Below are 21,671 nucleotides of genomic sequence, written 5' to 3' on the forward strand. Positions count from 1 at the left end.
GGAGATGATGACGAACGTGTGGGGGCTCGTCGTATTGGTGTTCGTGCCCGTCATGGGCGCGCTGATGGCGGCGTTCAGCTGGCTGACGCACGTTACCGTCCGCCGCTCGATCGGCCGGAAGCATCGCGCCCTGGAGGAAATTCATTTGACGAGCGATATCCCGGCGTTTTGGACGGCCAAATACGACCGGAAGCTGCGGAAGCTGGAAACGAGCGGCGGCTCGGATGCGGCTCGGACGTCCGCGTGGCTGCGGCGGAGGCGGGACAAGGTCGTATCCGAGCTGGAGCGGCTGATCGCCTACACGCGCCGTACGAGGCTCGTCGCCGAGGAGGAAGTGCGCGGCGTGCTGCTGGACGAGCTGCAGAAGCTGCACAGCGCCTGGAAAGCCGGGGCGGGCGGCGCATCGCCGCGCGAGCGCGCGTCGGGGCCGGTGAGGCGATAGCGTGCGAAGGAGCACTATCGCGGCGAAACGGCGTAGCCGTAGTGCGGCGACCCGCGAGCGTGCGTCGGCGCCGGTGAAGCGATAGCGTGCGAAAGAGCACTATCGCGTTGAAAACGGCGCTGCCGTAGCGCGGATCGTGCGCTTTTGCGCATTATCCGGCGCGACCCGCGAGCGCGCGTCGGCGCCGGTGAGGCGATAGCGTGCGAAAGAGCACTATCGCGCGAAAACGGCGCTGCCGTAACGCGGATAGTGCGCTTTTGCACACTGTTTAATATGCGGCCGTGCCGATCGCGTGTAAAGGATAGGAATAGCGGAACGCGGTTCCGCTATAGTTCGAGCAGCCGTTACTGCCATTCCAGCTGCCCATTTCTCATTTTCGCAATGTATATCATTTGCGCGGTACGGCCGGGTAAGTGGTGCAGCATCTGGATCATGATTTCGAGAACCCGGGAGCTGTTGTTTAAAGCGCTATACGTGAGCGGCGGCATATGTAAATAAGGCTGCCTCAGCAATTCCTCGGTCGGATTGGACTTCAAGGCTTCCAACACCTGGATGATCGGATCGAACGATTTTCGTATGAGCTCGAGCGCCGTTTCTTTGGACATGACCAGTCCTTTTTCAAACTCCTTTTCTCGATCCCTCGTATCCGCAACGTCGAAGAATACGATTTCTACCCGTTGTCGGACCGTTCCCCAAATGTGGGCGACGAGGTTGGCGATGCTGTTGCTTTCGGCGGTAGGCGCCCATGCGATATCTTCTTCCGTCAGTTGGGCGATCGCTTGCGTCGTCCATTTTTTTTCGGCTCTGAATTCCACAAAAAACTATCGATCAGCAGCATCGGAATATCCAACGGCAGCCCCCTCCCCTTGTTCAAGCCCATTTTCAATATACCAAACATTTGTTCGTGTCCCGCTCATCCCGCCCCATCCCCGGGCCCGTCAAATCGGGATCCGCTCCCAAATCAGGCCAAATACGTCTCGGCGCTTTCGAGCGAATAAAGCCCGCTTTCGGTCATAAACTGGGCGAGCAGATGCATATGGGCGGAGCCGTAAATGACGAGGATGCGGTCGCCCGGCGACGAAATGCGGGCAATGTTCGCGTAGACGATCATGTTGCGGCGATACCAATAGTTGCAGAGCCAGTCGATGCCGATATTGAACTTGCCGTCGCCGACCCGCGCAAACGCCATGTATACTTCGTGATCCCGCTTCCAGGCTTCGCGGCTGTTGCACGCAAGCAGCAGCTCCCGGATCGTCCGTGCCGCCATCGAACGTTGAAAAGCGGCGACCCCTGCCTCGCCGGAGCGGTGAAACTGCCGGTACAGCTCGGGCATATGCGTCTCGGCGTAATCGTATACGTCTCCCAAGCTGACGCCGCCGATCCATTCGTTCCAATCCACGGCGTACAGCTTGTCGTGACCGAGCTGCGCGGCCGTACGGAACCCGAGCTGATATATTTCGTTCGCGCCGAGCGGCAGCTCGCCGGACACATACGCACGGTACTCCCGCAGCAGCGCTTCGTCGTCTGCCGCCAGCGCTTCGACGGCGATTTTGGTCGGCTTGAAGGCGGCAAGCCTTTCCGCCGCTTCGCGAATTTCGTTCTGCCGCTTCGGCGCAAGCACGTCATCCGCCTGCACGTTATGCATATCGCGCCCCGGATTGCTCATATGGTACGTGCCGAGCAGCAAAACGGCGCATGTTCGTTCGCCGTTCATTTCAATCGCCCTCCCTTGGCGGTTTGATCGGTTCCTCGTCCATTTTACCCTATTCAGGAACCCCCGAAGCCGACGCCGAACAAAAAAATCCGTCCTGACGCGTTTGCGCCGGGCGGTCGCAGCCATACTTGCCGTCACTCCAAATAAAAGAAAAAACGTTTGGCCGCATACCGCGAATGCGAATGCTCCCGGATCAGCGGGGATAGTTCCGCAACGTCGACCGCGGAACGGGGGCCGGTGACGACGGTGATGCCGGATGCGTAGCAGGCGTACTTGATTTGCTGGACAACCGCCTCCGACGTACACGATGCGTCGTCCGTTTCCGGCGACGGTTCCGCATCGCCCAGCTCTCTCCAGGAGATGCTGGAAGCGAGCGGAGCGCCGTATATGCGGCCGAGCGACGACAAAACCGGATCGGCATGCTCGGACCACTGCGTCGCGACGTCGGCGACGAACCGGTCGTTCAACCGGACGTAATCGCGGACCGGCCAGGCCGTCCCGTCGAAAAGCGGCAGCAGCGGCCCGGGCGCAACCGGCAATTCGCCGGCGCGGAACAGATGCCCGGCCCGTTTAAACAGCAGCTTGAGCAGCACGTCCTTGCCGATGACGTCCGGGTGCTGGAACCCTTGCTCGAACAGCGCTCTCCTGATGCGGACGAGCCGTTCGATTTGCGGAACGGCTTCCGGGCGCAGGACCAGTTTCGTTTCGCGCACGTCCATGGCGCCAATGACGGCGCCGAGCGCGAGAGGCCGCTCCGCGATGCCCGAATGATGCAGGTCCCGGCTGTTGTAATCGAGCGCATCGGCGCCGATCGGCGAGAACAGCATATCCTGCAGCAGCGGAAAATCCCCTCTCCTGCCGATAACCGACAAGACGCCGTCCGACAAGCCCGGCGTTCTCGCCAAAATGCCGCTCACCTCGTCGTGCTCCGCGATAATCCGCATCGTCCATCGCTCGTGATGAACGCCGGTAACCGTTTCGAAGCAGTGGGAAAACGGGCCGTGTCCGATATCGTGCAGCAAAGCGGAGACGAGCGCGATTTTGATCTCGCCGGGCGGAAAGCGGATGCCGCGTTCGGCCTGCAAATGCTCGATCATGCGGCGCATGTTTGCGTATACGCCCAAGGAATGGCGGTACCGGTCGTGCGTTGCCCCAGGCAGCAGGAAATGCGTATGTCCTTGCTGCTTCAGACCGGCCAGCCTTCGAAATGCCGACGTATGCGCCAGGTCGAGCAGATCGCCGTCGTCGATGCGAATGTCGCCGTGAATCGGGTCTTGTACGATCATAGTCCTCCTATCGTTCGCCAAACCGTTTGCGGATTCGTATAAAGCGTACATCATGACGAGGAGAAATGTCATCCCCCACGGTCGGTTTTGGCCCGAATTCGCGTCAAAAGGACCGCCTAAGATACGGCGACCTTTCGGGACAGCCCCTTTCGTTATTGCTTCCCGTTTAAAGCTTCCATGCCCGCATTAGAACGGTTGCCAAAAGCCCGGCGGCGACGCCCCATACCGCGTTGGTGACGAGCACGCCAACGATGGCGAACGGATTCGTGATCGGCCCTTGTAAATGCCCGGTCGCAATCGGCGACAAAAAGGCGCTCAGGACTATCGCCAGTAAACCGTACGCGATGCCGGCGAACATCAAAACGACGACAGGCCGGCGAATGCGGGCGAACACGACGGCCGCGATCCAGACAAGCGTAATGACCGCAGTAACGGCAAGGCTCGCCAGCGGCTGCCCGATTCGCTCCAATAGGCCGAGCATGCTCATAACGGGTCTCACGCACGCAATGACGGCCAAAACGACGATGAGCGTCTTATGCTTTTTCGCTTCTTCCATTCCTTGCCCTCCTCCTGTTGGAAACCGTATTCCGGCTTCGCACCCTTCCGCTTTTATCGTAACAACAGCATGTTGCGAACTTGTTGCGATCGTTTGCGGAACCCGTGAAATTGCGGGACCGGCGACGTCGGATGATTTCCTTTTGGGGCAGCCCTTCGGGGCATGCGCGGCCATGAATTTATTTTTTTTGCGAAACGGCGATAGATTTTCGCCGCCTCGTGCATCTACCTGATTAGAGTGCAAAAACGGAAGGAGCCGCTCCTTTCGATTGCATGCAACTCGTCTCCGGGAGGGGGTTCCATGAAACGATAATTCCGCTTGCGTTCGATACGCTTGGAAGCCGGCTGCATGAAATTCCGTCCTATGCGGGTGTCGCGGTCGGTTTATACGAACCGGGCCATACGCCGCCCGAGCCGGAATAAAATCGGCGTCCGCCGATCACTTACCGACAAAGGAGCTTGAACGCCGATGACTGCGCATCTGTTTGGACCATTCGCATACCTGCATATTCCGGTAACGAACATGGACGAATCGCTCGCCTGGTACGAACGGAATCTGGGCGCTCAAATAACCGGAAAGCCTCATCCCGATCTCGGCTTTCTCGAATTTCCGCACGGCCCGAACGTGCTGCTGATCGGAATGAACCGGCCGGACCGAACGGCTTTTTACCGGGGGAAGGAGCTGAACCAGATCGGAAGGTTTCGCAGCACCCGCATCGAGGAGCTTCGCGGCAAGCTGTCCGAGGCCGGGGCGGACGTTACGCCTCTCGTTCGGGAAGGGCACGGGGACTCTTTCCGCTTTTTCGACCCGAACGGCAACCTGTTCATGGCGCACGAAGTTCCGGCGTAAGCACGGCGAACGGAAAGCGCGATCATCGACATACGAAAGGACGGATTTCCGACGATGAACCATGAAAACGAAGTGCAGCTGATCGAGCTGCCGGACATTAAACTTGTAGGCTTGTCCGTCACGTCTCCGTTTCAAGGACACGACCCCGAACGCGTGGAGGCGATGAAACGGCTGTTTTACGAACGAAGGGGCGAAATACGGAACGCCGTCCGTCCCGAACGATACGTAAGTCCGAGCTTTTCGTCCGAAGTGTTGTTCACGTACATGATCTGCATGGAGGTCGACGATTTGACGGACGCGCCCGAAGGGATGATCGGCTTTACGATTCCGGCCCGGCGTTATGCGAAAGCGAAAACGAAGGGCGACCCGTATCGAGTCATCGGCGACTGCTTGCGGGCGAACGGGCTGCGGAGCGACGGGCGCGCCTTGGCGTTGGAAATATACCGTTTCGAAAACCCCGCGTGGCCGGACGAGGCCGAAGTGCTCGTCCCTTTGCAGCGATAGGACAAGGGGGCAGCGATCCACGATGAGCGAACAAACGCCGCCGAAACTTTTGATCAACGGACGCGTCGTCGTATGGCAGTTCGTCGACCATTTGCCCGAGGCGGTTCGATGGTATTCCGACACGTTCGGACTGGCAAGCAGCGACAATATCGGCCATGCGTACTTTTTTCCGATCAACGACAACACGACGCTCGCTTTGAGCGTATCCGAGATGAACGGCAAGACGATTGGCGCGCCCGGAAGCGAGGCGCTCGATCTGCAGTGCGACGACATTTTTCATACGCACAAGGCGCTGCTGGAAAAAGGAGTGCGGGTCGAACCGGAGATGCGCAATCCGGCCTGGATTTATCATGAGTTTTTCGTATGGGATCCCGAAGGAAACCGGATCCGCCTGCACGGATTCGTTCGCGATCCGCACGTTGAAGCTTGAAGCGCGGTTCGTTCGTGAAGCTCGCCGATTTCCGGCGGGCTTTTTTTTGTCGTACAGGAACATTGAACTCCGAAAACGGGACAAAGCGACCAATACGGGCCGAAAGCGGGCGCATATCCCGCTCCGGGCTCGCCAAATCCTCTCAGGAGCGGCTGTCGCGGCTGTGAGGGAGAGGCGCCGCTATGGTATAGTGGAAGCTGGGAATCCAAACGGAAGGTGGAGAGAACCGAAAGTGCCCGCGCTACAACACGCGAAATCGATATTGAAAACGGTATTCGGCTACGACAGCTTCAGGACGGGCCAGGAGGAGCTCATTTCGGGCATCTTGGCCGGACGCGACGCGCTCGGCGTCATGCCGACCGGTGCGGGCAAGTCGATTTGCTACCAGGTGCCGGCCGCCGCGATGGACGGCGTGACGCTCGTTATCTCGCCGCTCATCTCGCTCATGAAAGACCAGGTCGATGCGCTGAACCAGACCGGCATCCCGACGACGTTCATCAACAGCACGCTGACGGCGTCTCAGCTGAACGCCCGTTTCCGCGAAATCGCGGAAGGCCGCTACAAGCTCGTATACGTCGCGCCGGAGCGTCTCGAGTCGGAGCGTTTCGCCCGGCTGCTCGGCGAGCTGCGCATCCCGTTCGTGGCGGTTGACGAGGCGCACTGCGTCTCGCAATGGGGACACGATTTCCGGCCGAGCTACATGTCGATCAGCCGGGCGCTCGAGCTGATCCGGCCGCGGCCGGTCGTCGCCGCTTTCACCGCCACGGCGACGGAAAAGGTGAAGGAGGACATCGTCCGCCATTTGCGTCTGCGCGATCCGGTCCGGGTGACGACCGGCTACGCGCGCGACAACCTCAGCTTGTCCGTTATGAAAGGCGTCGACAAAAAGGCGTACTTGGCGGACTACGTCCGCAGCCGTCCGGGCGATTGCGGCATCGTGTACGCGTCGACCCGCAAAGAGGTCGAAGACTGCTGCAACTATTTGCTGAAGCTCGGCGTCAAGGCCGGCCGCTATCACGCCGGCTTGTCCGAGGAGGAGCGGGCGCGGAGCCAGGAGCTGTTTCTGTACGACGAGCTGAAGGTGATGGTCGCGACGAACGCGTTCGGCATGGGGATCGACAAATCGAACGTCCGGTACGTCATTCATTACAACATTCCGAAAAACGTCGAGTCGTATTACCAGGAAGCCGGCCGCGCCGGCCGCGACGGGGAGCCGGGCGAATGCATCCTGCTGTACGCCCCGCAGGACGTCATGACGCAAAAGTTTTTGATCGAGCAGGGCGAAGGCGACGAGGAACGGAAAACGATCGAGTACGGCAACCTGCACGGCATGGTCGAATATTGCCATACGACCGAATGCTTGCAGCGCTACATCGTCCGTTACTTCGGCGCGGCCGACGGGGAAGCGTGCGGCCGATGCAGCAGCTGCACGGACGAGCGCGAGGTGGCCGACGTTACGCTGGAGGCGCAAAAAATATTTTCGTGCGTCGCCCGCATGAAGCAGCGGTTCGGCATTACGATGACGGCGAAGGTGCTGCGCGGCGCGAACGACGCCAAAGTGCGCCAGTTCGGCTTCGACCGGCTGCCGACGTACGGCGCGATGAGCACGCGCAAGGAGAAGGATATCGTCAATTTGATCAACGTTCTCGTCGCGGACGGCTACATGAAGCTGACGGACAGCCAATATCCGGTGCTGACGCTGACGATGGAGGCGAAGGCGGTGCTGGAGGGCCGGGAGCGGGTGTTTCAGCGGGTTGCGCCGACCGGCCGAAGCGCGGCGCGGACGGAGAGCGTCGGCGACGAGTCGCTGTTCGAGAAGCTTCGCCAGCTGCGCCGAACGTTCGCCGAGCGGGAGCGGGTGCCGCCGTTTACGATATTCCACGACGCGACGCTCCGGGAGCTGTGCGTCGTCATGCCGCGGACGGAAAGCGACATGCTGTCGGTCAAAGGGGTCGGCCGGCATAAATTCGACAAGTACGGGCGGGCGTTTCTCGACTGCATCGAGGAGCATGCCGCCGGCGGCGCGTAGCCCAAGACGCGCCGGTACCGGCCGCAACCGGCGGAACGACGAAACGGGGAGAGATCGCGATGAAAATTTACGTCAGCGTCGATATGGAAGGCATCGGAGGAATCGTTCTTCCGGACCAGCTTCGGAAAGGGGAGTTTTTTTACCAGGAAGGCCGTCAGCTGCTTACGAACGAAGTGAACGCGATCGTCGACGCCTTGCTGGAAGCGGGGGCGACGGACATCGTCGTCAAGGACGCGCACGCGACCGGCTTCAACTTCGTCCCGGAGCTGCTTCGTCCGGGAGCGACGTACTTGATGGGCGGGACGCCGATTCCGAACCGGTTCGCCGGTCTCGATTCGACGTTCGACGGGGCGTTTCTGATCGGTTATCACGGCATGGCCGGGGCTCGCCGGGCGGTGCGCGACCATACGTTTTCTTCGGCGTCGTTTCAATATGTGAAGCTGAACGGCCGCGAGGTCGGCGAAATCGCGCTCGACAGCCATCTGATCGGCGTTCACGGCGTTCCGGTGCTGCTCGTCACCGGGGACGACGCGGCCTGCCGCGAAGCGAAGGAGGAGCTGGAAGGCGTCGCCGTTTACGAAACGAAGCAGGCGGCCGGACGCCATGCCGCCCTGTTGAAAGCGCCGCAGCAGGTCCGGCAGGAGATGCGCGAGGCGGTCCGGGCGGCGCTGGCCGGCCGCGGCGGGTGCAAGCCGCGCGTCATTCCGGGACCGTACGAGCTGGAAATCCGCTACACGAGCACGGACATGGCCGACGGCAAATATTGCGACGGCGTCCGTTCGGAACGGCTGGACGGCCAAAGCGTGCTGCACCGCGACGACGACCTCGTCCGTTTGCTGGCGAGGGCGCTGTAACGCCGGCAACGCCCGATTTTACTACGTAAGCAAAGGATGGATAGCGTATGGCAAGCGATAAGCGGCCGGCCGGAGAGCCCGTTCGATTCCGTTTCCGCATCGGGGAAACGGAGGCGGTGCTCGGAGCCGACAAGGAGAAGCACGGGCTCGTCTCGCTGCGCGCGCCCGGAGCGAATGTCGAGCTCGTCCGCGAGCCTTATTTCGCCTTGAATTTGTACCGGATCATGTACGACCGGCGGCTTCACGGCATCGCCCGGCACGAGCCGTTCCATGTCCGGTCGCGGACCGAGCGGGGAATCGCGCTGGAATGGGAGGCGACCGACGTCAACCCATGCCGTCTGGAGGCGGTTTACGAGCTCGCGGACGAAGCGACGATCGATTTGACCGTCTCGCTGGAAGCGCGGAGGCCGGCGTCCAAGTACGAAATTACCGTCTCGTCTTACTTCGACTTTGCGCTGGAGCCGTATGCCGTCATTCCGACATGGCCCGGCAAGACGGCCGGCGCCGACCTGCTGCTGCACAAAGTCGACGACCATCCGCTCCTCAAAGGGCATTACGTCTACTTTCCGCGGGACAACGAGGCCGGGCGCACCCGGATGGACGGCCGCTGGCTGAACGAAAAAACCGGGCTGCCGATCGCCCCTTTCGTCACCGGCCCGTTTTACGGCAAACCGGTCGCGCTTATGGCCGGGGCCGGCATCCAGGTGCTGCAAATGGCCGACCCGGCCGAATGCTCCGCGATCGGCACGACGTATGCGAGTCCGGACGAAGCGGACAGCATCCGGAGGCATAACGCGCTGTATTTTACGCTGTTCGGCGGCGATTTGCGGCCCGGCGACCGGCGGACGGCGCGCATGCGCCAGACGGTGCTGACGGGGGAGCCGGCGGCGAATCCCGTTCTCGAGCGGTTCGAGACGTTTATGAACGGCCGCTGACCGCGCAGTTTTGGACACGTTAAAGTCGTTTCCGCCGGCCGGCCGCTCCTGTACAATCAAGGAAGAAGGCAAACAGTCAAGCGGAAAGCGGGGAACGGCATGGCATACAAAGTCGCAGTGGTGGGCGGAGGCGGCATCGCGAATTCGCATTTGGAAGCGCTTCGTTTGACGGAGCGGCTGGAAGCTTGCGCGGTAGCGGATATTTCGCGGGAACGCGCCGAAGCGGTCGCGGCGAAATTCGGCATCGCCGCCTATACCGACTACCGGGACATGATCGAACGGGAGAAGCCGGATATCGCGGTCGTTACGCTGCCGCATTTTTTGCACAAGGAAGCGTCGATATTCGCGGCCTCGCGCGGCTGCCACATCATGCTCGAGAAACCGATGGCGCTGAACGCGCGCGAATGCGACGACATCATCGAAGCGGTCCGGCGCGCCGGCGTCAGGCTGATGGTCGGCCATACGCAGCATTACATCGAGCATAACCGGGTCGCGAAGACGATCGTCGAGGAAGGCCGTCTCGGCCGGCTCGTCATGATCAACGACGTGCGGCATTTGAACTATTACGCGGATACGCGGCCGGGCTGGTTTTTCGAGAAAGCGAAGGCGGGCGGCGGCATTTTCATGAACCTCGGCTCGCATTCGGTCGATAAAATCCAGTGGCTCACCGGCAGCCGGATTACGCAGGCGAAAGGCGCGGTCAGCCATTACGGCGAGAAGGGCGACATCGAAGGCAGCGGCACGGCGTGGCTGCTTACGGAGAGCGGCGTCGCCGCCACGGTCGCGCAATCCGGGTATGCCGGCGTTTCCCGCAACGAGACGGAGCTCATCTTCACCGGCGGGATGATGAGGCTGGCGACCGGGCAAGGGCTGTGGATCAGCGAAGCGGGCCGGTACGTCGAAGTGCCCGTCGTACGGGAGGCGCCGCCTTTCGTGCTGCAATTCCGCGACCTGCTCCGCTATATCGAGGAGGGCGTCGAACCGAGCGCATCGATGGCGTATTCCCGCTCCGTCGTCGCCGTCATCGAGGCGATATACCGTTCGCACGACAGCGGGGAGCAGCAGACGATTCCGCCGCTCGCCTGAAGCGAAGATCGGCCAAGGAGGACGCAAACGATGAAATGGAGTCTTTGTTCGACGGGGAACCGGGACAAGCCGGTCGAATACGTGCTTGGCCGGGTGAAGGAGCTCGGGCTGGACGGGATCGAGCTGTGGACCGGACATATCGACGACTATGCCGAGCGGCACGGTTCGGCGGACGGGCTGGCGGACGAAATACGCCGCTCCGGTCTGCGCGTGCCGGCGGTCAGTCCGTACGCGTTTTTTTCGAAAAGCGACGAGGAGCGCGAGGAAAGCTTGGCGGCGGTCGAGAAGGCGGCGCAGTACGCCGTTCGCTTCGGCAGTCCGCTCGTCCGCGTCTTTTTCGGCCATCTGCCTTCGCGGGACGCGTCCGAGGAGCTGCGGGCGAAAGCGATGGAGGCGCTCGGGAAGGCGCTCGCGACCTGCGACCGCTACGGCGTGAATCTCGGGCTCGAGCTGCACAACAACACGTTCGCCGACGGGATCGAGCCGGTCCTGCGCATTATCGCGGAGGCGAATCATCCCCGGCTGCGCCTTATTTTCGACGGCTTCAACCTGTATTTGGAGCGGGTCGATCAGCTGGAAGCGCTGGAAGCGTTGTACGGCTACGCCGATCACGTGCATATGAAAAGCTATTTCTGGAGCTTGGATACCCCAGGACCGCGTACGCCGACGCCCGTATTGGACGGAGACGTCGACAATGCCGGCGTTTGCGAGGCGCTGCTCGCCAAAGGGTACGAAGGCTTCGTTTCGCTCGAATATTTCGGCGAAGAAGGGGAGCGGTGCGTCAAAGCTTCCGTCCGGCAGCTGGCGGACAAAGGCTGGCTGCGCTGAATCGGGAAGCGCGCGGCGGGAAGCCGGCGCGGTCGGCCGAAGGCGCTCGGCGGGGCGGGCCCGGATCCGGGACTCCCGAAGGCGCCCGGCGGATGCGAATCCGGATACGAAGCTTACTTTGCCGGCCGCTGCGGCCGGCTTTTTTTTTCGGCGGGCGTTGCGTACGGTCACTTGCCGGTAACGCGGCCCGCCTTTTTGCTTTGCCGCCAGCGGCGCAAATATTCGCGGTTATATTCCCGGTAATACTCCCAGTTGTCGATTTTCCACTGCTTGTTGTACGCGGTCACTTTTTCCAAATTCGCTTCGCGGTATTTTCGGCTGGCCTCGCGGTGTCTTTCGAGCCTCTGCTCGTCCGTGTAAATGCGTTTGCGCGGCATCGTCGATTGCCCCTTCCGGTAATGTTAAAGCAGGATAACGACTTGATACGAATTGTATCACAAACGGGCGAGTATGCCAATATTTTTGTGTCAAAATGTATCAGAGAAGGTCGACGGGGCTTCCGCGGCGCGTCACGGAATGTTCGCTGGCATTGTTCGCGCCGTTCCGGTATGCTGAAGCTAACGAGAATTGCGAAAGGGGATTCCATCGCTTATGCTGCGAACATACGCAAGCTGGGGAGCCGTTTTGATGCTGCTGGCGGTCGCGCTCGGCGCGTTCGGCGCTCACGGCCTCAAAACGAAAATCGACGCCGACCTGCTGGCGGCGTACGAAACCGGGGTGCATTATCATATCGCGCATGCGCTCGGGCTGATTCTCATCGGGCTCGTCGCCGACAAGCTCGGCGAATCGAAGCTCGTCCGCCTGTCGGCCGCCTTCATCGTTGCGGGCATCGTGCTGTTTTCCGGCAGCCTGTACGTCATGGCGGTAACCGATATCCGCATGCTCGGCATCGTCACCCCGTTCGGCGGCGTTTCGTTTTTGGCCGGCTGGGCTTTGCTGGCGGCGGGCGTCCGCAAACGGGGCCGATGAATGCAAAAAAGACGGGGGAGCCGCGTCCCGGTTAGGTTCGCGCTCCCGCCGTCTGGAATATCCGATTTACCAGTAATAGCCCGGATAGCCGAAGCCCCCGTACGGGTAACCGTATCCGCCGAATCCGCCGTAGCCTCCGTATGCCCCGATGGCGAGCAGATCGAACAAGACGAGCGGTATGAACGCTTTCGTTTTCACCGCTTTGCCTTTCTCCTGCTCGACGATCAGCTCGTTGCCTCTCATGCCCCGCAGCGTGCCGGTCACGATCGAACCGTTTTTGCGCACCGCATAAATCCGTTTCCCGATCAGCTTCTGCACCTCTTGCCGTTTCACGGTTGATTGCATCGGATGTCCTCCTTTCGCAAGTCTACCTCATCTTATGCCGATGTGGACTTGCTGCTTGGATAAACGACCATCCGCGCGAAAATGCGGCTTGTCTTGCGCCCCCGATCCGTTCGCCCGGAGCTCCCTTACCGGACGGCGGCGCCGCCAAGCGAGCGAATCGCCGGCGGTAGGCAGTCGACCGGACGAACTGTAGGCCGGGTGCATATAGTGATAGGACCACAAGCGAAGGGGGAAACAGCCGGTCATGATGGAGGTTAAACCGATTGTTATCGAAGACCGCACGGTTATCGGCATTACCGTCCAATTGCCGAAAACGTCGCTGATTGCGATCGCCACCGATCGAGGGTATATTATGTGCGGCGCGCTCGACGTGGCGCTGCTCAACGAGCGGTTGAAGGAGCGCGGCATCATCGCGGCCCGGGCGACGGGCGTCCGCTCGATCGACGATTTGCTCGAAGCGCCTCTGGAGTCGGTCACGTTCGAAGCCGAGATGCTCGGCATCGTGCCGGGCATGAAAGGGCGGGACGCTTTGCTGTTGATGTGATTTTGCGAGAATGGGGAGGGGCGCAAGTCACTCTCCATTGCTTATGCGGTTGGTGATACGAATTGTAACATTCGCTGTTCTTTAGAACTGTGAATTCCACAAAGGGAGGATTGAAGTTGTGCGTCGAGATTGTCGATATCGCTAGGAACGCGAGGATCTGAAAAAGCGGAAACGGTCATCTGTTGTACCGTTTATACTGCAAATCGGAAATGAAGCCTGATTGGGCAAAGGCAACGGGTTGCTGGAAGAAAGGCTGCGCCGGAAATCGCGGAATGCGAGCAGCAATCGATAAGGGTTCTTGTGCAGCGCATTGAGTGTTGCGTCGAATGGGGATTTGATACAAAGAAAAACTGGAGTTTGTTCCGTAGGCGAACCGATGATAAGCCGATTAGGCATACCCGATCGGATTCGACTTAAGATATGCCTCTTCTACTTTATGTGGGACTACTTCAAGGATCGTTCAGCCCTAACGAAAGCGATGAATCGTTTTGCTTCCTCTACCGTCAGTTTTCGTCCGTCGATAGTAAGAGCAAACTTATCCAGAATACTGTCATCGGACAATTCCAGACTATCGACGAATTCTCGGATTTCTTGATCCAATACGGATTGCGGATCATTGGTTCGGCCCAGCAGGAAATCCAGCGAGACATCGAAGAAGTTGGCGATGTTCCGTAACGTATCGTAGTCCGGTTCTCTCCGGTTTGTTTCGTAATGGGATAAGGCGGCGCGCGATATTCCTAATTTGACGGAAAGCTCTTCTTGAGTGAGACCGCGTTTCTCTCGCAAGTGCGCTATTCTGTCTCCGCATCTAACCAATTTAAGTCCTCCCAGTCTGCTGACATTAACAACACAGCATAAGTATATCCACTAATCCCCACTTGAAACAAGGAGGTATAAGCGGTCAGCTTAAAAAAATAATTACTTGACCAGGATACAAAGTGTATCTAAAATAAAAAAGGGCGGAAGATTGGTACAAAATGGAACGTGAACACAGGCAAGGTTAAGAGGACTGAGATAGTGTGTATTTTTAGTACATTTTCGAATTCTATTGTACAATATACATTCGTCTTTTGCACGACATTTGTGGGGGGACTACGGATGAACAACTGCGGAGGGGTCGCGTGTTTCGAGGAGGAAGAACCCGGGAAATGCGGTATTCCAACTTCTAAACACGAACGAAACGGGGGCGCTATGAAGGAAAAGATAACTATTGAAATATTCGAAGTGATGAAGTATTTAGAAATCGATCCGAAAAAGGCGTATCAGTTTTTATCGCGTCTTCAATATAAAGAAGATGCACCCTCGACCGAAGGCGTGAGAACCCGAGAAACGACCAGGGCAGGAGAAAAGCGCGCCAAATCTAGGAAAATGACGAATCGATGAGGAATACTTTTTTTATTGCTTGACAAGATACGATTCGTATCATAAAGTAAGTGTTGTGCTTATGATACAGTTTGTATCATTGAAAAATCAATATGGGAGGACGCTTTGAAAAGAAGAGCGCATTTTCGTATCCATCTCCCCGCACCGATCCGGACAGTCGCCACGTTACTCTGCATCGGGAGCGTGTTTGCCGCCAATTGTCATTTCCCCATTAATGTGCACGATATCGGACCTGGTGGCATGCGTATTTCCAGCCCCTTGAATTTTCCTGTCGAGACTGGCTGCATAATCAAGATTCCGGAGCTGTGGGAAGAGGCATTGCTTTCCTTTCACGGGGTTATGGTTTGGAGCCGGAATGAAGCTGATATATGGCAATATGGGATCCGTTTCTTGATCGGGGAGCTAAGGAGGGAAGCACTGAAAGGACAATTGATCCGTCTGGCGTATATGAGCCAGTCCAATGTCGGTGTCGCTGTCCGGGTGTATAGAAATCATGCACGCACGATTTCATTAGAAAATCTGGAGGAACCTTTATGGAACTGGAATTGAAGGAGTATTTTTCAATAATCCGCAAGCGGCTTTGGTTAATCGGGTTCATCGTCCTCGTCGTTTGCACGGCGACTGCGGTAGTCTGCCTGTATGTGGTCAAACCTGTCTACTCGGCCAGTACGAAGTTAGTTGTTACGAATATAAATCAGTATGCTACTGGAGCCGTTTCGCTCGATCTCAGCACGCTGAGTGCACAAATCAAGCTGGCCAGTACATACAAGGAGCTTATTACGACCGCAGTTATCATGGACCGTGTAGCGGAGAAGCATCCGGAGCTCGGACTCACTTCCGCACAATTGGCCGAAAAAGTAAAGGTTACCGCAGCTGAAGATTCGCAAGTTCTCACCTTGAGCGTGTTCGATTCCAACCATGAAAGTGCCGTTACCATCGTAAACGCGGTGGCGGAGCTGTCTAAGACGGAAATATCAAAAATAATGAAAGCAGACAACATTACGATTGTCAATCCGGCGAAATATTCCGATAATCCAGAACCGATCCGGCAAAATCTTAAGCTAATCGTTATATTGGCTTTTGTCTCCTCATGTCTGTTATCCGTTGGCCTTGTCTATTTACTGGAAATGATGGACGATTCGCTTAAAAATGAAAAGGATATTACACAGCACCTCGGATTACCATTACTTGCGTCAATCAACAGGATCGGCAAAAAGGACCTGGAGCGACATCCTGTCCCGGCGTCTTCCAAGTCAAGAAAGGTGGGTGAGACGACTTATGTCGGCGTTAACCAATAAAAACGCATTCGTCTCCCATATTAAACAAAAGTCGTACATTGCTGAATCGTACCGCTTATTGCGGACGAATATCCAGTTCTCTTCCGTAAACCGAGCAGTCCAAACGATTGTGGTTACCTCGGCGCTGCCGTCGGAGGGGAAGACGACGACCGTGTCCAACTTGGCGATCGTATACGCCCAAGAGAACAAGAAAGTGCTGTTGATCGACGCGGATATGCGGCGACCTGAACTACATCAATTATTCGGCAGGCCGAATATGCAAGGATTGAGCAATCTGCTTGCTGGTCAGATTACGGCCCAGGAAGCAGTTTGCGACACGCATATCGGCAATTTGTCGATTTTGACTTCTGGACCGATTCCGCCGAATCCTGCGGAGCTGCTTGCCTCGATACGAATGGAAGCATTAATGAAGGAACTACGGGATATGTTCGATGTCATTTTGATTGATTCTCCTCCGGCATTGCAGGTAACCGACACGCAGTTGCTGGCTGCGCAGTGCGATGGCGTTGTGCTCGTTGTGAACAGCGGGAGGGTTAAACGCGATCATGTCAGAAAGGCTGTATCAAGTCTAGAGTTTGTAAAGGCCCGCATTCTTGGAGTCGTCCTGAACAACAAGCGAAAAAAATCGAAGGGTACCCTTTATACGCAATAGAATGAAATTCAACGCAAACCGGAAATCGGACGTCGATCTGGAAGCGTAAATGGAAGACCAGATGCCAGGTAATGTCTACTGCACCTCTATCACTGTAGGCACTCGGCCATGCTGTGGGCGCTTGAACGCGCCTTAGACGTGAATCGTCGGTGGTGTGGTGAGAGGAAGGGTTAGATGCCCTATAGCTTTATATCATAAAAATAAAAGAATCCGTTAAGCTACCTGGACTTATTTTAATGCTTGGCCGATTCTTTTATTCGTATGATGTGGAGGATGATTCCAAATTATGAGCTATAACTACAAAAGATTGTCGATCTTAATCGGCATAGACATGTTGATCGTATCGATCGGTGTTTATGCGGCATACGTGCTGTATTACGGTGGAGTTTTATTGATTTCGGAGCAATGGGGACAATTGGGGGCCTATACGGGAATATCCGTAACGGTTTGTACTGTCGGAATGTACGGATTCAAATTGTACAATCGGATATGGCACTATGCCAGTACCGGTGAACTGCTATCCATCGTTAAAGCGGTAACCGTTACTTGTCTGATATCTTGGCTGCTTACGTCAGTTGTCACCGGACAATTGGTGCCGATCCCATTGCTAGTTCAGTCCTTTGAAACGATTTTGTTGCTCATGGGGGGCGTGCGTTTTGCATGGAGAGTATTTCGTGATAGTTATTTTAAAACCAATGTCGGAAAGAAAAGGGCTCTAATAATCGGGGCAGGAGACTGCGGAACGCTGATCGCCAAAGAAATGAAGTTTGACAAGAGCTCGCCGATGGCTCCGGTGGCCTTCATTGACGACGATATCCGCAAGCAAAATTTACAGGTGCTTGGACTTCCGGTATACGGTGGTCGTGACAAAATCGGCGAAGCCGTAGAACGATTGAACATTGACGAAATTATAATCGCACTTCCTTCGGTCCTCAAAAAAGATATTTCGCAAATTATAAGCCACTGTAAATCAACAAAAGCAAAGCTGAAAATCATTCCTAAGATTGGAGACTTGATACAAGGGAAGGTGACGATTAACGAAATCCGCGATGTCGATGTAGAAGATTTGCTCGGCCGGGAATCGGTTCATACGGATTTGCAAGGCATAGCGGAATATGTCGAAGAGAAGACAGTGTTGGTGACAGGGGCCGGCGGCTCAATCGGTTCCGAGTTATGTCGGCAATTGGCTCCCTTCAAGCCGAAACGACTCGTTTTGCTGGGACATGGCGAAAACAGTATTTACGCGATCGAGGCGGAATTGCGCCTAAAACATCCTGATCTGAATGTTGAGACGGTCATAGCCGATATCCAGGATCGAATGCGGATAGAGACCGTATTCGCGGAATACTCCCCGCAGCTCGTATTCCACGCAGCTGCCCACAAGCATGTACCGCTTATGGAAAGCAATCCGTCTGAAGCGGTGAAAAACAATGTTTTCGGGACGAAAAACGTCGCGGATTGCGCAGATCGTTTCCACACGGAACGGTTTGTTCTGATCTCCACAGATAAGGCCGTCAATCCGACTAGTGTAATGGGTACGACCAAACGTATCGGCGAGATGTACATCCAATGTCTGAATGCTCAAAGTGCTACCCGATTTGCTGCAGTCCGTTTCGGCAATGTGCTCGGAAGCCGGGGGAGTGTCATCCCGAAATTCAAAGAACAAATTCGAATGGGAGGTCCGGTAACCGTTACCCACCCCGAAATGATCCGATATTTCATGACAATTCCTGAAGCGGTGCAACTTGTGATTCAGGCCGGGGCGATTGCGAAGGGCGGTGAAGTGTTTGTGTTGGACATGGGGGAGCCGGTCAAAATCTTGGACTTGGCGAAAGATTTGATCCGTTTGTCTGGATTTGAACCAGGTTTAGACATTGAAATCAGCTATTCCGGGGTAAGACCCGGAGAGAAATTGTTCGAAGAATTACTGACCGACGAGGAAGGGCTTGCTTCGACAAAGCATAACCGCATCTTTATCGGAAAACCGGCTGTAATAGGTAAAGCAAATTTGGAGTTTCAATTATCATTGCTTGAAAAGGCGCTCGGCAAAGACGATCGGGAAATCAGAAGAGCATTGAAGCAGACGGTCCCTACCTATCGGTATACGGAACAAGAACAGCAGTTGGTGCTCGTATGACTGACGTAGTATGGCTCGTCGGGCTGGCAGCGGCCGCGTTCGTCATCATGGTTTTTCTGATCGCGAAACCTGAATTTGTCGTGATCTTCCTCTTGTTCGGGAAGCCGTTGACTGCCAACTTAATTGCAAAGTACGGGTTGCCGGTACCGGATATCGCGATCAATTTGGCATTGGCGATACCGATCTTTCTGCATCTTATCGTCCGGAGAAGGCTGGTACGGTTATTCAACCCGATTATGTACGTAAGTTTGCTACTACTATGCTATTTATGGATCGGTTTGCTGTATGTGCCTCCTTCGTCAGTAGGTTACGGTACCGCCAAACTCATATATATCGTTGCTGGAAATCTGCTGGTCGGAGCAGCTACTTTAATTCTTTTTAAAGATCAGTCTTGGGTGAAATCGATGTTGAAAGCAATGTACGCAGCGGGTTGGGTATTCATGATCTGGGGGGTTGTCGAGTTGATCGGGAAAGATTTTTCTGCCATGACCCGCTTCAGCCCCTCTTATTACAATCCCATCGAATACTCTAGGGTAATTGGTGTAAGTGTTCTTTGCGCTATTTTCCTTGGAGAATCAAGAAGCGAGGTGCCTTCAGGAAAACTCGGTAGCTGGGGCAGAGTTGTCCATATCATGATTGGACTCATCTTGATGGCTTTAACCGGATCTAAAGGTCCGATCATTGCCTTGGTTGTCTCGATCCTTCTGTTCCACCTTCTCAAGAGAAGACGGTTGTCCGGAGTCAAGATGGTCAAAATCGCTCTAATATGCTTCTTTACGGGTGCTCTTCTGTTGATCGCTCTTCCCGAACCGATAAAGGAACGTCTGTTATTCGAAGACAAACATGCTGAAGGAAGCGTAACGTCACGTGTCGATTTGCTCTCAATCGCCGTCGGGGGATTCGAGGAAAAGCCGCTATTTGGAGGAGGAACCGGCAGCTTTGCCGATTTCTTTACCGGCGCGCGGATATACCCGCACAATATATTCGCGGAACTTGCGACGGAAAATGGTGTAGTAGGATTATTATTGTTCGGCGTATTTTTGGGTTACATTTTTTGGATTCTTCGCCGGGCATTTGCGCACACCCGCGATACGGACACTCTGAGTACGGAAAGGATATTGTTATCCGCCGCCACAGCTGTCACCGTCTATTACTTGATTACGATGCAGTTTTCGTTCGATTTGCAAAACGGTTCCGGAATTTGGTTTGGAGCCGCTCTTGCCTATTCGTTGTCCCGCATGATCCGCACTCCTTTTCAAAACTTTCAGTACGGGAGATAATGTTATGTCATTGAAACGACAAGTTGTGCACGGCGTTTCGTGGTCGGCCGGCTCCATGGCTTTTACAACGATCGCCCAGTTCGCGCAGCTTTTGATTTTGGCAAGACTGCTGCCGCCCAATACGCTCGGTCTAATGGCCATGCTGCTCGTCGTGCTCAACTTCTCCCAACAATATGCGGATCTTGGTGTTTCCAACGCAATTATCCATAAGCAGGGACAGTCTCGCGAAACCTTGTCCAGCTTATATTGGGTTAACCTGATAGCAGGCTTTATTCTTTTTCTGCTAATTTTACTCGGAGCACCTATCATTGCCGCTGTGTTTCAGGAGCCGCACTTAACGAAACCGTTGTACTGGACCGCGATCAACTTTATTATTCTTCCGTTAGGTCAGCAATATCGCGTGCTGCTGCAGAAAGAGATGAGATTCAAGGCTATAGCGATAACGGATTGTGCGGCTGTTGCCATTGGAACGTTTGTTTCCATTCTGCTTGCCGCAAACGGATATGATATATATGCCATTGTGTGGGGCTATTTGATTATAAGTACGATAAAAAGCGTCTCATTCGCGATTTGGGGCTTCAAAACGGCAAAACCGATATTCCGGCTGCAATTTGGCCATGTCACGGAATATTTGCGGTTCGGAATGTATCAATTGGGCGAGAGGACCGTTTTTTTTGCAAATTCAAATTTGGATTCCTTAATTATTGGCCGTATGTTGGGAGCAGAGGCGCTCGGGTTTTACATGTTGGCCTACAACTTGGCCATCGTTCCGATTCTCAAAATTAACCCGGTTCTTACGAGCGTGATGTTCCCCGCTTTCTCAAAAATGCAGGGAGAGGACCGGAAGCTAAAGGAAAGTTATTTTAAGGTGATCCGCTACTTGTCTTTCGTCAATTTTCCGATATTGCTTGGTATGGCTGCAGCAGCGCCTTACGCAGTGCCACTCGTCTTCGGTGCTCAATGGAGCGGCAGTGTAACGCTCGTACAACTGCTGGCGCTTGTCGGACTGATGCGAGTGATCGGAAACCCGATCGGGGCATTGCTGATGGCAGTAGGCAAAGTCGATATGGGCTTTAAATGGCATGTAGCCATGCTGGTTACCGCTATCCCGATTTTGAGTGCAGGTGCCTATTTATTCGGGATCGTTGGCGTCGCTTCCGCGTATATCCTTTATCAATTTATTTATTTGGTCACCAATTATTCTTATTTGCTTCGCGGATTATTCGGTCCCTGCCTTCTCAGTTTTATTGGCAGTTTCGCGCCGGCGCTCGCTGCAAGCGCCATTATGGCCGCATCCATGGCAGGGGCCGCGTCGTTGGTCACGAACCAAAAGACAGCAGGTATCCTTATGCTGCAATTGGTTTTGGGGATTGTGGTTTATGCAGGGTTCTCACTCTCATTTGTGAGAAAAGGACTGATTGGAGCCAACCTTCGTTCAGAGAGGAAATCGGCATGAAAATCCTTATTATCAGTTACCATTACTCGCCTGCCATGGTACCTAGGGCATATAGATGGAGCGCTATAGCCGAACATTGGATCCGACAAGGGCA

General features: G+C 55.7%; 25 protein-coding genes. 18 read left to right on the forward strand and 7 right to left on the reverse strand.

Translation table 11 applies throughout. The features are described from left to right. The first annotated feature begins 4 nt into the window (after positions 1-4). Positions 5-442: a hypothetical protein gene (locus PV407_RS03610; RefSeq protein WP_332088502.1), complete on the forward strand. Its 438-nt coding sequence runs from the start codon at positions 5-7 to the stop codon at positions 440-442. Between the two features lie 344 nt (positions 443-786). Here the strand turns inward: PV407_RS03610 and PV407_RS03615 are convergent, their stop codons facing one another. The 4 genes from PV407_RS03615 to PV407_RS03630 form a co-directional block, all read right to left on the reverse strand. Continuing rightward, the gene (locus PV407_RS03615; RefSeq protein WP_332088503.1) at positions 787-1,257 is read right to left on the reverse strand and encodes a DUF1572 family protein; all 471 of its coding nucleotides are present in this window, start codon (positions 1,255-1,257) and stop codon (positions 787-789) included. A 146-nt stretch (positions 1,258-1,403) separates the two neighbouring features. Further along, positions 1,404-2,156 carry a DUF5694 domain-containing protein gene (locus PV407_RS03620; RefSeq protein WP_332088504.1) on the reverse strand — a complete coding sequence of 251 codons (753 nt, stop codon included), beginning with the start codon at positions 2,154-2,156 and terminating at the stop codon, positions 1,404-1,406. Positions 2,157-2,290: 134 nt separating this feature from the next. Beyond that, complete coding sequence (locus tag PV407_RS03625; protein ID WP_332088505.1) at positions 2,291-3,442, reverse strand: HD domain-containing protein; 1,152 nt, start codon at positions 3,440-3,442, stop codon at positions 2,291-2,293. Positions 3,443-3,608: 166 nt separating this feature from the next. Further along, on the reverse strand, positions 3,609-3,998 hold the full coding sequence (locus PV407_RS03630) for a hypothetical protein (RefSeq protein WP_332088506.1): 390 nt from the start codon (positions 3,996-3,998) through the stop codon (positions 3,609-3,611). Between the two features lie 468 nt (positions 3,999-4,466). On the opposite strand from PV407_RS03630, the gene PV407_RS03635 reads away from it, so the two are divergent. The 8 genes from PV407_RS03635 to PV407_RS03670 all read left to right on the forward strand — a co-directional run bounded on the left by PV407_RS03635 (position 4,467) and on the right by PV407_RS03670 (position 11,513). Further along, positions 4,467-4,847, forward strand: coding sequence for a VOC family protein (locus PV407_RS03635; protein ID WP_332088507.1), 381 nt, complete (start codon positions 4,467-4,469; stop codon positions 4,845-4,847). Between the two features lie 54 nt (positions 4,848-4,901). Then, positions 4,902-5,351, forward strand: coding sequence for a GyrI-like domain-containing protein (locus tag PV407_RS03640; protein ID WP_332088508.1), 450 nt, complete (start codon positions 4,902-4,904; stop codon positions 5,349-5,351). 22 nt (positions 5,352-5,373) lie between these two features. Beyond that, on the forward strand, positions 5,374-5,781 hold the full coding sequence (locus PV407_RS03645; RefSeq protein ID WP_332088509.1) for a VOC family protein: 408 nt from the start codon (positions 5,374-5,376) through the stop codon (positions 5,779-5,781). Between the two features lie 232 nt (positions 5,782-6,013). Continuing rightward, complete coding sequence (gene recQ / locus PV407_RS03650) at positions 6,014-7,810, forward strand: DNA helicase RecQ (protein ID WP_332088510.1); 1,797 nt, start codon at positions 6,014-6,016, stop codon at positions 7,808-7,810. Between the two features lie 59 nt (positions 7,811-7,869). Beyond that, positions 7,870-8,664: a M55 family metallopeptidase gene (locus PV407_RS03655; RefSeq protein WP_332088511.1), complete on the forward strand. Its 795-nt coding sequence runs from the start codon at positions 7,870-7,872 to the stop codon at positions 8,662-8,664. Between the two features lie 47 nt (positions 8,665-8,711). Next, positions 8,712-9,599: a hypothetical protein gene (locus tag PV407_RS03660; protein ID WP_332088512.1), complete on the forward strand. Its 888-nt coding sequence runs from the start codon at positions 8,712-8,714 to the stop codon at positions 9,597-9,599. A 99-nt stretch (positions 9,600-9,698) separates the two neighbouring features. Beyond that, on the forward strand, positions 9,699-10,685 hold the full coding sequence (locus PV407_RS03665) for a Gfo/Idh/MocA family protein (protein WP_332088513.1): 987 nt from the start codon (positions 9,699-9,701) through the stop codon (positions 10,683-10,685). A gap of 30 nt (positions 10,686-10,715) precedes the next feature. Next, positions 10,716-11,513, forward strand: a complete 798-nt coding sequence (locus PV407_RS03670; protein WP_332088514.1) for a sugar phosphate isomerase/epimerase family protein — start codon at positions 10,716-10,718, stop codon at positions 11,511-11,513. A 167-nt stretch (positions 11,514-11,680) separates the two neighbouring features. On the opposite strand, the gene PV407_RS03675 is transcribed toward PV407_RS03670, so the two are convergent. After that, positions 11,681-11,890, reverse strand: a complete 210-nt coding sequence (locus PV407_RS03675; RefSeq protein ID WP_332088515.1) for a hypothetical protein — start codon at positions 11,888-11,890, stop codon at positions 11,681-11,683. 214 nt (positions 11,891-12,104) lie between these two features. Here PV407_RS03675 and PV407_RS03680 point away from each other — a divergent pair, with 214 nt between their 5' ends. Then, on the forward strand, positions 12,105-12,482 hold the full coding sequence (locus PV407_RS03680; protein WP_332088516.1) for a DUF423 domain-containing protein: 378 nt from the start codon (positions 12,105-12,107) through the stop codon (positions 12,480-12,482). 66 nt (positions 12,483-12,548) lie between these two features. Here PV407_RS03680 and PV407_RS03685 read toward each other — a convergent pair whose 3' ends face one another. Then, on the reverse strand, positions 12,549-12,827 hold the full coding sequence (locus PV407_RS03685; protein ID WP_332088517.1) for a hypothetical protein: 279 nt from the start codon (positions 12,825-12,827) through the stop codon (positions 12,549-12,551). 244 nt (positions 12,828-13,071) lie between these two features. On the opposite strand from PV407_RS03685, the gene PV407_RS03690 reads away from it, so the two are divergent. Continuing rightward, complete coding sequence (locus tag PV407_RS03690) at positions 13,072-13,371, forward strand: YunC family protein (protein WP_332088518.1); 300 nt, start codon at positions 13,072-13,074, stop codon at positions 13,369-13,371. A gap of 444 nt (positions 13,372-13,815) precedes the next feature. Here PV407_RS03690 and PV407_RS03695 read toward each other — a convergent pair whose 3' ends face one another. Next, a complete protein-coding gene (locus PV407_RS03695) occupies positions 13,816-14,187 on the reverse strand; it encodes a helix-turn-helix domain-containing protein (RefSeq protein WP_332088519.1) in 372 nt (123 codons plus the stop codon). A 282-nt stretch (positions 14,188-14,469) separates the two neighbouring features. Here PV407_RS03695 and PV407_RS03700 point away from each other — a divergent pair, with 282 nt between their 5' ends. The 7 genes from PV407_RS03700 to PV407_RS03730 all read left to right on the forward strand — a co-directional run bounded on the left by PV407_RS03700 (position 14,470) and on the right by PV407_RS03730 (position 21,577). Next, on the forward strand, positions 14,470-14,754 hold the full coding sequence (locus PV407_RS03700) for a hypothetical protein (RefSeq protein WP_332088520.1): 285 nt from the start codon (positions 14,470-14,472) through the stop codon (positions 14,752-14,754). Between the two features lie 105 nt (positions 14,755-14,859). Further along, complete coding sequence (locus PV407_RS03705; RefSeq protein WP_332088521.1) at positions 14,860-15,303, forward strand: PilZ domain-containing protein; 444 nt, start codon at positions 14,860-14,862, stop codon at positions 15,301-15,303. Then, on the forward strand, positions 15,288-16,052 hold the full coding sequence (locus tag PV407_RS03710) for a YveK family protein (protein WP_332088522.1): 765 nt from the start codon (positions 15,288-15,290) through the stop codon (positions 16,050-16,052). The genes PV407_RS03705 and PV407_RS03710 overlap by 16 nt, the downstream gene beginning before the upstream one ends. Continuing rightward, the gene (locus tag PV407_RS03715) at positions 16,033-16,704 is read left to right on the forward strand and encodes a CpsD/CapB family tyrosine-protein kinase (RefSeq protein ID WP_332088523.1); all 672 of its coding nucleotides are present in this window, start codon (positions 16,033-16,035) and stop codon (positions 16,702-16,704) included. Before PV407_RS03710 ends, PV407_RS03715 begins: the two co-directional genes overlap by 20 nt. Positions 16,705-16,990: 286 nt before the next feature. Next, complete coding sequence (locus PV407_RS03720; RefSeq protein WP_332088524.1) at positions 16,991-18,841, forward strand: polysaccharide biosynthesis protein; 1,851 nt, start codon at positions 16,991-16,993, stop codon at positions 18,839-18,841. Continuing rightward, positions 18,838-20,121 carry an O-antigen ligase family protein gene (locus tag PV407_RS03725; RefSeq protein WP_332088525.1) on the forward strand — a complete coding sequence of 428 codons (1,284 nt, stop codon included), beginning with the start codon at positions 18,838-18,840 and terminating at the stop codon, positions 20,119-20,121. The genes PV407_RS03720 and PV407_RS03725 overlap by 4 nt, the downstream gene beginning before the upstream one ends. A 4-nt stretch (positions 20,122-20,125) precedes the next feature. Next, complete coding sequence (locus PV407_RS03730; RefSeq protein ID WP_332088526.1) at positions 20,126-21,577, forward strand: MOP flippase family protein; 1,452 nt, start codon at positions 20,126-20,128, stop codon at positions 21,575-21,577. Positions 21,578-21,671: the final 94 nt, after the last annotated feature.

The organism is Paenibacillus sp. GYB003, from assembly GCF_036577625.1.
Taxonomy (GTDB): domain Bacteria; phylum Bacillota; class Bacilli; order Paenibacillales; family NBRC-103111; genus Paenibacillus_AB.

What these genes read in the sequence shown, in the direction of transcription:
- PV407_RS03720 (WP_332088524.1), top strand. Translation starts at nt 16,991, where the DNA reads ATGAGCTATAACTACAAAAGATTGTCGATCTTAATCGGCATAGACATG.
- PV407_RS03665 (WP_332088513.1), top strand. Translation starts at nt 9,699, where the DNA reads ATGGCATACAAAGTCGCAGTGGTGGGCGGAGGCGGCATCGCGAATTCG.
- PV407_RS03690 (WP_332088518.1), top strand. Translation starts at nt 13,072, where the DNA reads ATGATGGAGGTTAAACCGATTGTTATCGAAGACCGCACGGTTATCGGC.
- PV407_RS03675 (WP_332088515.1), bottom strand. Translation starts at nt 11,890, where the DNA reads ATGCCGCGCAAACGCATTTACACGGACGAGCAGAGGCTCGAAAGACAC.
- PV407_RS03655 (WP_332088511.1), top strand. Translation starts at nt 7,870, where the DNA reads ATGAAAATTTACGTCAGCGTCGATATGGAAGGCATCGGAGGAATCGTT.
- PV407_RS03670 (WP_332088514.1), top strand. Translation starts at nt 10,716, where the DNA reads ATGAAATGGAGTCTTTGTTCGACGGGGAACCGGGACAAGCCGGTCGAA.
- PV407_RS03625 (WP_332088505.1), bottom strand. Translation starts at nt 3,442, where the DNA reads ATGATCGTACAAGACCCGATTCACGGCGACATTCGCATCGACGACGGC.
- PV407_RS03685 (WP_332088517.1), bottom strand. Translation starts at nt 12,827, where the DNA reads ATGCAATCAACCGTGAAACGGCAAGAGGTGCAGAAGCTGATCGGGAAA.
- PV407_RS03635 (WP_332088507.1), top strand. Translation starts at nt 4,467, where the DNA reads ATGACTGCGCATCTGTTTGGACCATTCGCATACCTGCATATTCCGGTA.
- PV407_RS03725 (WP_332088525.1), top strand. Translation starts at nt 18,838, where the DNA reads ATGACTGACGTAGTATGGCTCGTCGGGCTGGCAGCGGCCGCGTTCGTC.
- PV407_RS03700 (WP_332088520.1), top strand. Translation starts at nt 14,470, where the DNA reads ATGAACAACTGCGGAGGGGTCGCGTGTTTCGAGGAGGAAGAACCCGGG.
- PV407_RS03730 (WP_332088526.1), top strand. Translation starts at nt 20,126, where the DNA reads ATGTCATTGAAACGACAAGTTGTGCACGGCGTTTCGTGGTCGGCCGGC.
- PV407_RS03610 (WP_332088502.1), top strand. Translation starts at nt 5, where the DNA reads ATGATGACGAACGTGTGGGGGCTCGTCGTATTGGTGTTCGTGCCCGTC.
- PV407_RS03645 (WP_332088509.1), top strand. Translation starts at nt 5,374, where the DNA reads ATGAGCGAACAAACGCCGCCGAAACTTTTGATCAACGGACGCGTCGTC.
- PV407_RS03680 (WP_332088516.1), top strand. Translation starts at nt 12,105, where the DNA reads ATGCTGCGAACATACGCAAGCTGGGGAGCCGTTTTGATGCTGCTGGCG.
- PV407_RS03710 (WP_332088522.1), top strand. Translation starts at nt 15,288, where the DNA reads ATGGAACTGGAATTGAAGGAGTATTTTTCAATAATCCGCAAGCGGCTT.
- PV407_RS03630 (WP_332088506.1), bottom strand. Translation starts at nt 3,998, where the DNA reads ATGGAAGAAGCGAAAAAGCATAAGACGCTCATCGTCGTTTTGGCCGTC.
- PV407_RS03715 (WP_332088523.1), top strand. Translation starts at nt 16,033, where the DNA reads ATGTCGGCGTTAACCAATAAAAACGCATTCGTCTCCCATATTAAACAA.
- PV407_RS03660 (WP_332088512.1), top strand. Translation starts at nt 8,712, where the DNA reads ATGGCAAGCGATAAGCGGCCGGCCGGAGAGCCCGTTCGATTCCGTTTC.
- PV407_RS03640 (WP_332088508.1), top strand. Translation starts at nt 4,902, where the DNA reads ATGAACCATGAAAACGAAGTGCAGCTGATCGAGCTGCCGGACATTAAA.
- PV407_RS03620 (WP_332088504.1), bottom strand. Translation starts at nt 2,156, where the DNA reads ATGAACGGCGAACGAACATGCGCCGTTTTGCTGCTCGGCACGTACCAT.